The sequence below is a fragment of the Aeromonas sp. R3-1 genome (assembly GCF_040908345.1).
In the GTDB taxonomy this organism is placed as follows: Bacteria; Pseudomonadota; Gammaproteobacteria; order Enterobacterales; family Aeromonadaceae; genus Aeromonas; species Aeromonas veronii.
Genome location: NZ_JBFODN010000071.1, coordinates 18208 through 30810, shown reverse-complemented (window position 1 = coordinate 30810; position 12603 = coordinate 18208). Strand labels below are relative to the sequence as shown.

Below are 12603 nucleotides of genomic sequence, written 5' to 3'. Positions count from 1 at the left end.
CCAGGGGTCGCCTCTTCGTGTTTCGTCCTCTCGGTCACACAAGCTCGCTCGTTGTCAGGCAAGCTCGGGACACCTGAGAATAACTATTTCTGACGCTTGCGGGCGTACTTGCGACGGGCGCGGGCCTGACGCTCCTCTTCCCGCTCGGCCTTCTCTTTGGCTTTTTGCTCGGCTTCTGCGGCGGCCTCGACAATCTCGACGCTCACCATCTCTGGCGTCTCCAGCGAGATGCGGCCAAGCAAACCGGAGCGGAACTCGTTGATCAGGATCTCGGACGCCTTGTGCAGGTCGGCCAGCCCCCCTTTGCGCATAAACGCCCGCTGGCGGGCGATCATCTCCAGCAGCTCGATCTCGGTCTCGGGCAACTCGTCAATCTGGTAGCGCGCCTTGATCCGCTCCGGATAGGCCTTGATGAAGTAATCGGCGGCGAACATGGCGATATCGGCATAGTCGAACACCGTGTCCTTGATGGCCGCGGTGATGGCCAGACGATAACCGCAGGAGGGCGGATTGAGCTTGGGCCAGAGGAAACCCGGGGTATCGGTCAGGATGACGTTGTTATCCAGCTTGATCCGCTGCTGGGACTTGGTCACTCCCGCCTCGTTGCCGGTGCGAGCGATGATGCGCCCCGCCAGGGTATTGATCAGGGTGGACTTGCCCACGTTGGGGATCCCCATGATCATCGCCCGCACGCCGCGCAGCTCAAAATTGCGCTCCGGCAGCATCTCGTGGCAGAGGGTCAGCAGTTGCTTGATCTTCTCCGGCTCTTGTTGCGTCAGCGGCAGCGCCTTGATCCCCTTCTCTTTTTCCATGTGCGCCACCCACAGATCGGTGATCGCCGGATCGGCCAGGTCCGCCTTGTTCAGCACCTTGATCACCGGGGTATCACCACGCAGCTCGGGCACCAGCGGGTTTTCGCTGGAGAAGGGGATGCGGGCATCGAGCATCTCGATGATCACATCGACCTGGGGCATGACCTCGGCAATCTCTTTGCGGGCCTTGTGCATGTGACCGGGGAACCAGTTGATGGACATATCCGTTACTCTCTGTGGGGGCTGCGGGCGCGCGCATGGAACAACAGGCGCTCTACCGCGGGCATCGAACGAAGGGGGCGCATTTTACCTGCTGCGGGCCTCTTTTGACAGGTCATTCTAGCCATCACCTCAGCAAATCAGCAAACTGCCGAGGCGGAACAACCTTGCCGGAAGCGACCGGACCAACTGGCTCAATTGACAGATAACACATTGATATAGTGTAACATTTTCATCACTTTTTCACACAACCGTCACCGATAGTCAGTAAAAGTGTCATCTGCCCCCTCTAGGCTGCGCTCAGGTTTTACAAGGAGCGAACCCCAATGAGAAAAATGGCAGGACTTGCAGTGATGATCGGCGCCGCCCTGGCTGCCGGCTGCAAATCAGACAATGACACGGTGGCGACCAAGCCCGCAGCCCAACCCACCAACGTCATCTTCTTCCTCGGTGACGGCATGGGCCTCAACACCCTGACGGCCGCCCGCATCTACGGTGTCGGCGAAGAGGGTGATCTCACCATCGATACCCTGCCAGAGACGGCCTTTATCAAGACCTTCTCCCACGATGCCCAGGTCACTGACTCGGCTCCCTCCATGGCGGCCTACATGACCGGGGTCAAGAGCAACAACGGCGTCATCAGCATGGACGGCGACGCCACCTATGAGAGCGACTGCAGCAAGAGCGCCGGCAAGCCGGTGACCACCCTGCTGGAGCTGGCCAAAGCCGATGGCCGCGGTACTGGTGTGGTAACCAGCACCCGGGTAACCCACGCCACCCCGGCGGCTACCTATGCCCATATCTGCAACCGGGATCTGGAAGCGGATATCGCCGTCCAGCTGGCACCGGGCGGCAAAGGCTACAACAGCGCCCTCAAGGAGGGACTGGATGTGGTGCTCGGTGGCGGCAGCAGTTTCTTCCTGCCCAAAGCCGACAAGGGCAAGCGGGAGGATGGCCGCAACCTCATCAGCGAAATGCAGGCCAAGGGCTACCAGTTTGCCAGCAATCTGGATGAGCTGAACAAGGCCGATGCGGGCAAACCGCTGCTGGGTCTGTTTGGTTCCAGCCACATGAAATATGACCTGGACCGTCCCGCCAACGAGCCGTCACTGGCCCAGATGACCCTGGCCGCCATCAAGCAGCTCAAGGGCAAAGAGAAGGGTTACTTCCTGATGGTGGAAGGGGGCCGCATCGACCACGCACTGCACGACACCAACGCCAAGCGGGCGCTGCAGGACACCATCGCCTTCGACAACGCCATCAAAGCCGCCATCGACGAGGTGAAAAAGAGCGACCCCGAGCTGAAAAACACCCTGATCGTGGTCACCGCCGACCACGACCACACGCTAGTGCTCAACGGCTATGCCAAGCGCACCGGCAAGACCACCGCCGACAACCCCGGCGTACTCGGGCTGGTGAAGAACTACGAGACTGGCGAGCCAAGCAAGGATAGCGAGGGCATGCCCTACACCATCATAGGTTTTGGCAACGGCTACAACCGGGTAGATGGCCCGCGTAGCAGCGTTGCCCCGCTCGACGATGCCACCGTCTCCGCCAATGACTACCACCAGGAAGTGGTGGTCAAGGTGGGCGAGATCGGCAACGAGACCCACGGCGGCACCGATGTCTTCCTCGGCGCCATCGGCAAGGGGGCTGACAGCTTCCATGGCTCTCTCGATAACACCGCCGTGTTCGGCAAGATCAAGGCTGCGGCCAAGCTGTAAGGAGCATTTTCATGAGCAAACAGATGAACACATCTATCAAGCACACGCTGGTCTGCGCCGCCCTGTTCAGTGCGCTGGGCGCAACCTCCCAGGCACAGGCCGGTGATGCCAAAAACGTCATTCTCTTTATCGGTGATGGCATGGGCCCAACCGTGCTCACCGCCACCCGCCTGTTCAAGGTGGGGGAAGAGGGCAATCTGGAGATGATGAAACTGCCGCGCAGTGCCCGCATCAAGACCTTCTCCAACGATGCCCAGACCACCGACTCGGCCCCCTCCATGGCGGCCTACACCACCGGGGTCAAGATGAACAACGAGGTGATCGCCATGAGCAGCGACACCAAAGCCGTTGCCCCCGGCAAAGACGTCAATGGCAACAAAACCGTCAACAATTGCAGCAGCGATAACGGCAAGCCGGTGCCCACCATCCTGGAGCTGGCCAAGGCGGCAGGCAAATCGGTCGGGGCCGTCACCACCACCGAGCTGACCCACGCGACCCCGGCGGCTACCTACGCCCACATCTGCCATCGGGATGCCGCTTATGACATCGCCGCACAAGCTGTTCCGGGAGGAACTGGTTTCAACCAGGCGCTGGGGGATGGGGTCGATGTACTGATGGGCGGTGGTGCCAACCACTGGACCCCCTACAGCGCCAGCAACAAGGGCGGTCGCAATGACAACCGCGACCTGACCGCCGAGATGAAGGCGCAGGGATACAGCTATGTCACCACTCAAAGTGAACTGGCCAAGGTCACCAGCGGCAAGGTGCTCGGTCTATTCAGCAGCAAATCCCACCTCGACTACGAGCAGGATCGGGTCGCCAAGGGGGCAGCCAATACCCAGCCGTCCCTCTCCGAAATGACCGCCAAGGCGATCGACCTGCTGAGCAAGAACAGTCAGGGTTACTTCCTGATGGTAGAAGGCGGCCGGATCGATCATGCCCTGCACGGCACCAACGCCAAGCGCTCGCTCACCGACGCGGTGGCACTGGATGAGGCGGTCAAGACGGCGCTGGGTAAAGTGGATCTCAACAATACCCTGATCGTGGTCACCGCCGACCATGACCACACCATGACCATTAACGGCTACTCAGCCAAGGGCAATCCGGTGCTGGATCTGGTGAAAAATGGCGACGGCTCGACCCAGAACGACGTGGATGGCAAGCCCTTCACCACCCTGGTGTTCGGTAACGGCCCCAATCGTGCGGCTGTGCGCCCGGTCCTCACCAGCGATCAGGTGATGGCCAATGACTATCTGCAGGAGACCGGCGTCAAGCTGACATCGGAAACCCACGGCGGCGGCGATGTGATGCTGTTTGCCGATGGCGCCGGCAGCAACCGCTTCAAAGGCACGCTGGATAACACCAAGGTGTTTGGCAAACTGCGGGAGGCGCTCGGCCTGTAAGCAGCAGGGGCCCGGGTGCATCTGAGCAATTGACTCAGCGGCCCGGGCCCCGGCTCTTTCGAGCGACAGATGATGATGCGACTTTTGCTTTCGTTATGGCTGCTTGGCAGCACCCTCGCCTTCCCCCTGCATGCTGACGACACGCCCCCGGATCTCGCCGCCCGGATCAGCTATCACGACCGGAACACCGGCAGCGATGGCATCGCCAGAGAGAGTGTCTGGCAAGAGAAGTGGCTGCGGGTGGGCAATCAGGTGTGGAGCCAGCGGCTCATTCCCCTCCCCCTTGCCCGTGCCTATCACGCCACTCACGACGCCACACCCGGCCACAAGCACTTTACCCACCAGATGGCGGCCCGCTGGGTCAGTCGCAGTGATGAGGGTGAACTTCAACTGCGCTATGCCGACAGCTGGCACAACCAGCTGGTTGAGGTGCCGGTGGAAGAGTATGGCCAGGTGGCCTTCAAGCCCGACTGGCCGCGGCTCCGCCATCTCATCAACCCGACGCTGATCGAGGGAATGACCCCGCTGGATGAGGCCGCCCCCGAGCAGGCCCGCTGGTATGAAAAGCGCGAAGGGCTGCAACGAACCCGGATTCTCTGGTCGAGTCAGTGGCAGATCCCGCTGGTGGTCGAATCGGCCAGTCTCGACGGCTATCGCAGCTACCGGATGGAGGTGACCTTGCGCAAGCTGCCTGCTCAGCTCCCCTGGCAGCAACTCGCTGATTACGAAGTGCGCGATCTGCGCGATTTCTTCGACTGAGATCCCAACCCCTCAGCGAGCCCAACGACAACGCAGGCAGGAATGTTACACTCTGCTCATTCGACTCTGACTCACGACCTTGATGCGCACTCTCTGCCTGCCTTTTTTGACCCTGCTGTTGTTGCTGGTAAACACCGGTGCCCAGGCTATAGTGCTGGTGGCGGCCGAGCTGCCCCCCTATGTCATACGTTCCCAGCAGGGGGCTCCAAGCGGCATGGCCATCGAGGTCATGGAAGAGGCCGCCCGGCGCTTAAAAGAACCGCTCACTATCGAGTTGATGCCGCTGGCCCGAGCCCTCATCGAAGTGACCCACCGCAAGGATGTACTGCTGATCCCGCCAGTGCGGAGCTCTCGACGAGAGCACCTCTTTTATTGGGTAGCACCAATAATCGACGAGGAATTTGTTATCGTCAGCGATCGCCGCTTTCATCCTGTTCCAATCAAAGCCGGTGAGCTGTCCACCCTCAAGGTCGGTACTCTGCGCCACTCTTTCGGCCAACATTTACTCAAACAAAGACTCAATCTGACCAGTCAAACTGTCGCCACCGAAGAACTCAATGCGCACAAACTACAACGAGGGCGTATCGATGCATGGGTAGCAGCCTGGAACGCTATTCTCTACAACCAACAGCAAGAAGGATTTTCTACTGGGCAACTTGTTCGTGGTGAAACCCTGATGCGCACCCAGTTATTTATTGCCGCTCACAAAGAGTTCCCCTTCACCGAAGGGCGTCGCTGGCAAGCCGTGATAGACGAGATGCGCCATGATGGCACACTGGCGCGGATCATCCGTCAGTACAACTATCAGGCTCCTGAGTAGTCACTCAATCACGGTTGCCAAGGCCGGCCAGAATGGTTATGGTAGGCCTATGAAAATACTCGCTATTTCCTCGCATTTGCTCACACCCTGCTGAGCCCCCGCCTCGCTCCTTCGGCCGCGAGTCGCTTGGGGGGCATGGCATTTTCAATCGATTGAACCTGTTGAATCCATTTTTGTAACACCCAGTGTGATGGCCAACCTGCACCCGCCGGTATGGGCCTATCCGCTATTGATAAGGAATATCTTATGAAACAACCTCATCTGGTTATCTCCAGCCTTGATCTGGACCGTATCGAACAACTGCTCGGCAACCACCCGCAGCATCTGGCCCTGCAAGAGGAGCTGGACCGCGCCGAGATCCGCGAACCGGCCGACATGCCGCCGGACGTGGTCACCATGAACAGCAAGGTACGCTTCAAGATGCAGAGCAGCGGCAACGAGTTCTGCCTCACCCTGGTCTACCCGCGCGATGCCAAGGGCGACGAGAGCAACATCTCGGTACTGGCGCCGGTAGGCAGCGCCCTGCTCGGCCTGAAAGTGGGGGACAGCATCGCCTGGCCGGGCCCGGCCGGTCGCACCATCGAGGTAGAAATTCTGGAAGTTGTCTATCAGCCGGAACGCGCCGGCGAGCTGCACCGCTGAGTCCCCCGGGCTGGTCATCCCCCTGTTGATCAGCCCGCTTGCTAGCCCTTGCCAGCTGATCCCGATCAAGCTTTACGCACCTTGCCCCCCGGTTTTTAGCCCCTTTTCCTGCTGCTGCTTGAGCCTGACTCGGGGGGCAGGTATCTTGTTGGCCGCGTCATGGTCATGACGCACCGAATTTCAGGCTGACATCATGATAAAAATTGCCCTCATCGACGATCACCAGATCGTCCGATCCGGTTTTGCCCAACTGCTCAATCTGGAGCCAGACCTGCAGGTGGTCGCCGAATTCGGCTCCGCCAGCGACGCCCTTGCCGGCCTGCCCGGCAGCGGGGCGCGGGTCTGCGTCTGCGACATCTCGATGCCCGACCAATCGGGGCTGGATCTGCTCAAGCAGCTCCCCTCCGGCCTTGCGGTGGTGATGCTGTCGGTGCACGATAGCCCCGCCCTCATCGAGCAGGCCTTGCAAACCGGCGCCAAGGGGTTTCTCTCCAAGCGGTGCAGTCCGGACGAGCTGATCGCCGCGGTGCGTACCGCCGCCCAGGGAGGGTGTTATCTGACACCGGACATCGCCCAGAAGCTGGCCAGCAGCAGCCGGGATCCCCTCACCAATCGGGAGCGGGAGATTGCCCAGTTGCTGGCACAGGGACTGGAGGTGAAGGCCATCGCCGAGCAGCTTGGACTCTCCCCCAAGACGGTGCACGTCCATCGCGCCAACCTGATGGACAAGCTCAAGGTCAGCAACAACGTCGAGCTGGCCCACCGCATGCTGGATAGCTGGTGATCTCCCGTTTTGCCAGCTATGTCGCCATCGCGCTGGCGGCCTGCTTCATCTTTGCCGCCGGCTGGTTTTGCCTCTGGAGCATCAGCCTGCATCTGGCGGGCGGCCCGGCGCTGGCGGTGCTGCTGTTCCCCTTCGGCCTGCGCCTCGGGTTGCTGCTGCAAAGTCCCGGCCACTACTGGCCGCCGCTGTTGCTGTGCGAAGGACTGCTGCTCTACTGGCTCAATCTGGAGGTGGGGCTGCCCCACTGGCCTTGGCTGGTCGCGGGCAGTCTGCTGACCCTGCTACCGCTGCTGATTGCCCGTCGCCAACAGGTGCGCAACGACTGGCAGCAACTGTTGCTGCTGCTCGCCACCGTCACGGCGGCGGCGCTGCTGCAAGCCCTGCTCTGGCATCTGGCCGGGGAAGATGGCCTCTCGGCCCTGCTGCTCAGCCTGACCGGCGGGCTGACGCTGACCTCCACCTGCATGCTGATCTGGCACTACCTCACTCGCGCCACCTGGGTGCCGCTGGGGCCTGCGCTGGTGGATCAGCCGGTAGAGTGGCGCTTTCGCCATCTGGTCTGGTATCTGCTGCTGTTCGTATTGAGCCTCTGGCTGCAACTGGGATTGCCCAACTCGCTGGTACGCTTCACCCCGTTTTGTCTGGCCATCCCCATCATCGCCATGGCGTGGCGCTACGGCTGGCAGGGGGCACTGCTCGCCACCCTGATGAACACCATCGCCCTGCTGGCCAGTCAGGCCTGGCACGATCACCCCCTCGATCTGTTGCTCTCCCTGCTGGCCCAGAGCCTGACCGGCCTGCTGCTGGGTGCCGGGATCCAGCGCCAGCGCGAACTTAATCAGGCGCTGACCCGCCAGCTCGCCCACAATCGCCAGCTCACCGAGCGGCTGCTGGAGACCGAGGAGAGCATCCGCAAGGAGGTAGCGCGCGAGCTGCACGACGACATCGGCCAAACCATCACAGCCATTCGTACCCAGGCAGGGATCGTGCGCCGCCTCGCCCCCGATAATTCCGGGGTGGGCCAGAGCAGCGCCCTGATCGACACGCTGTCGCTCGGGATCTACGACGCGGTGCGCGGTCTGCTCGGGCGGCTGCGCCCGCGTCAGCTCGACGACATGACTCTGGAACAGGCGATACGGGCACTGCTGCGGGAGCTGGAGCTGGAGCGTCACGGCATCGTCACCCGGCTGGAGTGGCAGCTGGCGGATGGGGATCTCTCGGATGCCCAGCGGGTCACCCTGTTTCGGGTCTGTCAGGAGGGGCTCAACAACGTGGTCAAACATGCCAACGCCCACTCGGTCACCATTCGCGCCCGGACCAGCGGCGAGCAGTTGCAACTGGTGCTGGAAGATGATGGCCACGGTCTGCCGGAAAGCCGCCCGCAACAGGGCTATGGCTTGCTCGGTATTCGCGAGCGGGTACAAGCGCTCGGGGGCAGTCTGCAACTCTCCTGCATTCACGGCACCCAGCTGACGGTCAATCTGCCCAGTCGCAGACGGGAAGAGAGTCATGGCTAATCACCACCAGAGGGCCTGCCTGTGCTGAGTTTTATGAGAAGCGCGCCGCCCCGGCCCCTTATCCGGGATCAGGCCGAGATCGATGCCACCTATCGCCACTGGCGGCTGCACCTGCTGCTGACCATGTATCTGGGCTACGCGGTCTTCTACTTCACCCGCAAGAGCTTCAACTTCGCCATGCCGGACATGCTGGCGAGCGGCATGCTGGACAAGTCCGACATCGGCATGCTGTGGACCCTGTTCTACATCACCTACGGCTGCTCCAAGTTCTTCTCCGGCATCATCAGTGATCGCGCCAACCCGCGCTACTTCATGGGTGTCGGACTGATGGCCACCGGCGTGATCAACATACTGTTCGGCCTCTCGTCGGCACTCTGGATGTTTGCCGCCCTCTGGGTCGCCAACGCCTTCTTCCAGGGCTGGGGCTGGCCCCCCTGCTCCAAGCTGCTCACCAGCTGGTATTCGCGTACCGAGCGCGGGGTCTGGTGGTCGGCCTGGAACACCGCCCACAACGTCGGCGGCGCGCTCATCCCCCTTATCGTCAGCACCATCGCTCTGCAACATGGCTGGCGCTACGGCATGATAGTGCCCGGCCTTATCGCCATCATCGCGGGGTTGTTCCTCTGCTGGCGACTGCGGGATACCCCGAGTGCCATGGGACTGCCGACAGTAGGCGAGTGGCGCAAGGATGCCATGGAGTTGGCCCAGCAGACTCAGGATGCGGGGCTCTCCCATCGCCAGATCCTGCGCAAATATGTACTGGGCAACCCCTATATCTGGCTGCTCGCCTGCTGTTACGTGCTGGTCTATGTGGTGCGCACCGCCATCAATGACTGGGGCAATCTCTACATGACCGAGCAGCGCGGCTTCAATCTGATGAGCGCCAACTCGGCCATCTCCATGTTCGAGGTGGGAGGCTTTATCGGTGCGCTGGTGGCGGGCTGGGGATCGGACAAGCTGTTCAACGGCAACCGTGGCCCGATGAATCTCATCTTTGCGGTGGGGATCCTGCTGGCGGTGGGATCGCTCTGGCTGATGCCCTTCTTCAGCTACGTGATGCAGGCGGCCTGCTTCTTCACCATCGGCTTTTTCGTGTTTGGCCCCCAGATGCTCATCGGCATGGCGGCAGCGGAGTGCTCCCACAAAAACTCGGCGGGGGCGGCCACCGGCTTTGTCGGCCTGTTTGCCTACATGGGGGCGGCGCTGTCGGGTTATCCGCTGGCCAAGGTGATGGAGATCTGGCACTGGAACGGCTTCTTCGTGGTGATCTCTGTGGCAGCGGGCGTCTCGGCCCTGCTGCTGCTCCCCTTCCTCAAGGCGCAGGCACCGAGAGCCGCTCAAACGAATGCAGAGTAGCAGGTGGCAGCTGACAAGCTATATCCGGCAAACAGAAACAGACAGGGCGCGGATCACCGCGCCCTGCTGTTATTCCTGAACCTATTCCTGCATCAGGCAGCCTGACAGACCCGGTTCTTTCCTTCCCGCTTGGCCCGATAGAGAGCGTCATCCGCACGGCTGAACAGGCTGTCAAAGTGCCACTCCCCCTGCCAGTGAGCAATACCCATGCTGACGGTGATATGGATCCCCTCTAGCTCGCTGGCCGCAAGCTGAACCCGCAGTGACTGGCAACGGGCGATCGCCTCCTCTGCGGTGGCATGGCGAAACAGCAGCACAAACTCCTCGCCCCCAAAGCGACTGGCCAATACTCCTTCCAGCTCGCGCAGTGCCAACCCGACCCGCTCCAACACCCGATCCCCTACCTCATGACCATGCCGATCGTTGATCTGCTTGAAGTCATCCAGATCGAGCACCACCAGCGCCCCCTGCAGTGCAGGGCGTCCACGGGCCAGACACTCCATAAAACCACGGCGATTGAACAAGCCGGTCAGCGGGTCATGACTGGCCTGATAGCGCAGCTCCAGCGCCCGGTGCTGGTTGCAGAGCAGCAGCACCCCGAAGGTGAGCATGGAGCTACCCACCAGCATGGAGACATAGGGTAACACGTTGAACAGCTGACGCTGGAACGGGCTTTCGATCACCTCGCCCCACACGGTAAACATCCGCATCAGAGTCATGGCGATCAGCACCAGATTGAGGCCAATCAGCACCCATACCGCCACCTGATAATCGGGTCGACCGTGACGCCAGAGCTGCCAGATGATGAGTGTACTGAGCATGAGGAAGGTGGCGCTGCTGATCATCACCCGTACCGCAATCCGGCCATCGATGGCGACCGACCAGGTCATGACGGCGGCAAACAGCAGGATGAATCCCCAGCAGACAGGCCAGCCCGGCGATTGACGGAAGAAACAGCGTTGGGCGACCAGCAATAACGACACATGAAAAATCAGGAATACATTACCAACCCAGGAGCCATAGGGGGTGGGTGTCAGCAGCAGACTGGCAAATCCCGCCTGACCCAGCATGGCAAACAGACTGGACCACCACCAGACCCCGACGCCAGGAATATCGTTGTGGGTAACGCGAATGATGGTAAGAGTGAGGAAACCGAGACAATAGCCACACAAGGCCATGATCATCAAGGTAAAAATATCCAGCTTAAGCAGTAGTGAGGCGTCCATACCAAAGCCATGCAGAGAGGGTAACTGAGTATATGAGAAGCGTTTGCCAAGACCCAGTACGACTTGATGGTTTTCACAATAAAGCCCGTTCGTTTGCTGACAAACAGAGCAATGCGTGTGATATCCCACCAATGCGTATTCGTATTAACCCCATAAAAAGCCTCTTACGGAGCCCAGTAACTCAATAAGAGTCGCAAGCGGCGCCCTGACTTTGTAAGAAAATGTCTTGGGGATAATTTGGGCTTGAACCCTCCTCATTAGATAGATATGTTGTTTTCATGTGATTTTATGAATGAAGCCATGAGCAATAAATGTCTCTAACCTGTTGAGTCTTCTGACACAATCTGTTTTTGGTACATTTTTCACTCAACCACTATTCATAGCATCTCATATGGGGCTTTTGTCCCGCTCAAGACATTCATCCTGTCTTGCCTGTTGCCGGATGCAGCAGTCTCTTGTGCCACGGAGTCGCACGGGATCAGGTTCAAGGCCGAACACACCACCGACAGAGACGTCACTTATGATCAAAAAACTGATTCTTTCTACCCTGCTGTTTTGCGGGATCGCCACGGCGGCCCCGACCCCTGCCCCCACCTCCACCCTGGATGCCGTACTCGAACGCGGCGTGCTGCGAGTCGGCTTCGATGCTGGCTATCAACCCTTCGAGATGACCAACAAGCAGGGCCAATACATCGGCTTTGATGTGGATCTCGCCAAGATGGTCGCCAAAGAGATGGGCGTGAAGGTCGAATTCGTCAACACCGCTTGGGATGGCATCATTCCGGCGCTGCTGACCAACAAGTTCGACGTCATCATGGGCGGCATGACCGTCACTCCCCAGCGCAATCTGCGGGTCAACTTCGCCGATCCTTACATCGTGGTCGGCCAGACCATAGTCCTGCGCAAAGAGAAGGCGGGCGAAATCAAATCCTTCACCGACCTCAACGACCCGAAATACAAGATCGCGGTCAAGCTCGGCACCACCGGCGAGCAGGCAGTCAAGCGCCTGATCCCCAAAGCCACCCTGCTGCAGTTTGAAACCCAGGATGACGCCAAGCTGGAAGTGATCAACGGCAAGGTCGATGCGTTCGTCTATGACCTGCCCTACAACGCTATTTTCGCCTCCCAGAATCAGGGCGCCGTGGTGCACCTCGACAAGCCGTTCACCTTCGAGCCGCTGGCTTGGGCCATACGCAAAGGGGATCAGGACACCCTCAACTGGTTCAACAACTACCTGCGCCAGATCAAGGGCGATGGCAGCTACGACCGTCTCTACAAGAAGTGGTTCGAATCCAACGCCTGGCTGAATCAGCTCAAATAACCTCCGGGGGGCGGCACATG

Annotated in this window: 11 protein-coding genes; 9 read left to right on the top strand and 2 right to left on the bottom strand. The window is 60.2% G+C overall.

Annotated elements, in window-relative coordinates; translation table 11 throughout:
- Window positions 1–83: 83 nt before the first annotated feature.
- Complete coding sequence (gene ylqF / locus AB5Y85_RS04290; RefSeq protein ID WP_005334061.1) at window positions 84–1034, bottom strand: ribosome biogenesis GTPase YlqF; 951 nt, start codon at window positions 1032–1034, stop codon at window positions 84–86.
- A 323-nt stretch (window positions 1035–1357) separates the two neighbouring features.
- Between ylqF and AB5Y85_RS04285 the strand changes: the two genes are divergently transcribed.
- The 8 genes from AB5Y85_RS04285 to AB5Y85_RS04250 all read left to right on the top strand — a co-directional run bounded on the left by AB5Y85_RS04285 (window position 1358) and on the right by AB5Y85_RS04250 (window position 10036).
- Entirely contained in the window at window positions 1358–2755 is a 1398-nt protein-coding gene (locus AB5Y85_RS04285; protein WP_368221231.1) for an alkaline phosphatase, read from the top strand.
- A gap of 11 nt (window positions 2756–2766) precedes the next feature.
- Window positions 2767–4158: an alkaline phosphatase gene (locus AB5Y85_RS04280; protein ID WP_368221230.1), complete on the top strand. Its 1392-nt coding sequence runs from the start codon at window positions 2767–2769 to the stop codon at window positions 4156–4158.
- 72 nt (window positions 4159–4230) lie between these two features.
- The gene (locus tag AB5Y85_RS04275; RefSeq protein WP_368221232.1) at window positions 4231–4917 is read left to right on the top strand and encodes a hypothetical protein; all 687 of its coding nucleotides are present in this window, start codon (window positions 4231–4233) and stop codon (window positions 4915–4917) included.
- Window positions 4918–4999: 82 nt separating this feature from the next.
- Window positions 5000–5737 (top strand): substrate-binding periplasmic protein, encoded by a 738-nt coding sequence (locus AB5Y85_RS04270; RefSeq protein WP_368221229.1) that lies wholly within the window; start codon window positions 5000–5002, stop codon window positions 5735–5737.
- 246 nt (window positions 5738–5983) lie between these two features.
- A complete protein-coding gene (gene rnk / locus AB5Y85_RS04265; RefSeq protein WP_005334070.1) occupies window positions 5984–6379 on the top strand; it encodes a nucleoside diphosphate kinase regulator in 396 nt (131 codons plus the stop codon).
- Window positions 6380–6572: 193 nt separating this feature from the next.
- Window positions 6573–7163, top strand: a complete 591-nt coding sequence (gene uhpA, locus AB5Y85_RS04260) for a transcriptional regulator UhpA (RefSeq protein WP_005334071.1) — start codon at window positions 6573–6575, stop codon at window positions 7161–7163.
- On the top strand, window positions 7160–8680 hold the full coding sequence (gene uhpB, locus AB5Y85_RS04255) for a signal transduction histidine-protein kinase/phosphatase UhpB (RefSeq protein WP_368221228.1): 1521 nt from the start codon (window positions 7160–7162) through the stop codon (window positions 8678–8680). Before uhpA ends, uhpB begins: the two co-directional genes overlap by 4 nt.
- A 21-nt stretch (window positions 8681–8701) precedes the next feature.
- A complete protein-coding gene (locus tag AB5Y85_RS04250) occupies window positions 8702–10036 on the top strand; it encodes an MFS transporter (protein WP_127006778.1) in 1335 nt (444 codons plus the stop codon).
- Window positions 10037–10128: 92 nt separating this feature from the next.
- Here AB5Y85_RS04250 and AB5Y85_RS04245 read toward each other — a convergent pair whose 3' ends face one another.
- Window positions 10129–11262, bottom strand: a complete 1134-nt coding sequence (locus AB5Y85_RS04245) for a GGDEF domain-containing protein (protein ID WP_201951476.1) — start codon at window positions 11260–11262, stop codon at window positions 10129–10131.
- A gap of 520 nt (window positions 11263–11782) precedes the next feature.
- Between AB5Y85_RS04245 and AB5Y85_RS04240 the strand changes: the two genes are divergently transcribed.
- Window positions 11783–12583 carry a transporter substrate-binding domain-containing protein gene (locus AB5Y85_RS04240; protein WP_005334079.1) on the top strand — a complete coding sequence of 267 codons (801 nt, stop codon included), beginning with the start codon at window positions 11783–11785 and terminating at the stop codon, window positions 12581–12583.
- The last annotated feature ends 20 nt before the right edge of the window (window positions 12584–12603 follow it).

Coding starts and splice junctions, on each gene's coding strand:
- ylqF (WP_005334061.1), bottom strand. CDS start 1,034: ATGTCCATCAACTGGTTCCCCGGTCACATGCACAAGGCCCGCAAAGAG.
- AB5Y85_RS04285 (WP_368221231.1), top strand. CDS start 1,358: ATGAGAAAAATGGCAGGACTTGCAGTGATGATCGGCGCCGCCCTGGCT.
- AB5Y85_RS04280 (WP_368221230.1), top strand. CDS start 2,767: ATGAGCAAACAGATGAACACATCTATCAAGCACACGCTGGTCTGCGCC.
- AB5Y85_RS04275 (WP_368221232.1), top strand. CDS start 4,231: ATGATGCGACTTTTGCTTTCGTTATGGCTGCTTGGCAGCACCCTCGCC.
- AB5Y85_RS04270 (WP_368221229.1), top strand. CDS start 5,000: ATGCGCACTCTCTGCCTGCCTTTTTTGACCCTGCTGTTGTTGCTGGTA.
- rnk (WP_005334070.1), top strand. CDS start 5,984: ATGAAACAACCTCATCTGGTTATCTCCAGCCTTGATCTGGACCGTATC.
- uhpA (WP_005334071.1), top strand. CDS start 6,573: ATGATAAAAATTGCCCTCATCGACGATCACCAGATCGTCCGATCCGGT.
- AB5Y85_RS04245 (WP_201951476.1), bottom strand. CDS start 11,262: ATGGACGCCTCACTACTGCTTAAGCTGGATATTTTTACCTTGATGATC.
- AB5Y85_RS04240 (WP_005334079.1), top strand. CDS start 11,783: ATGATCAAAAAACTGATTCTTTCTACCCTGCTGTTTTGCGGGATCGCC.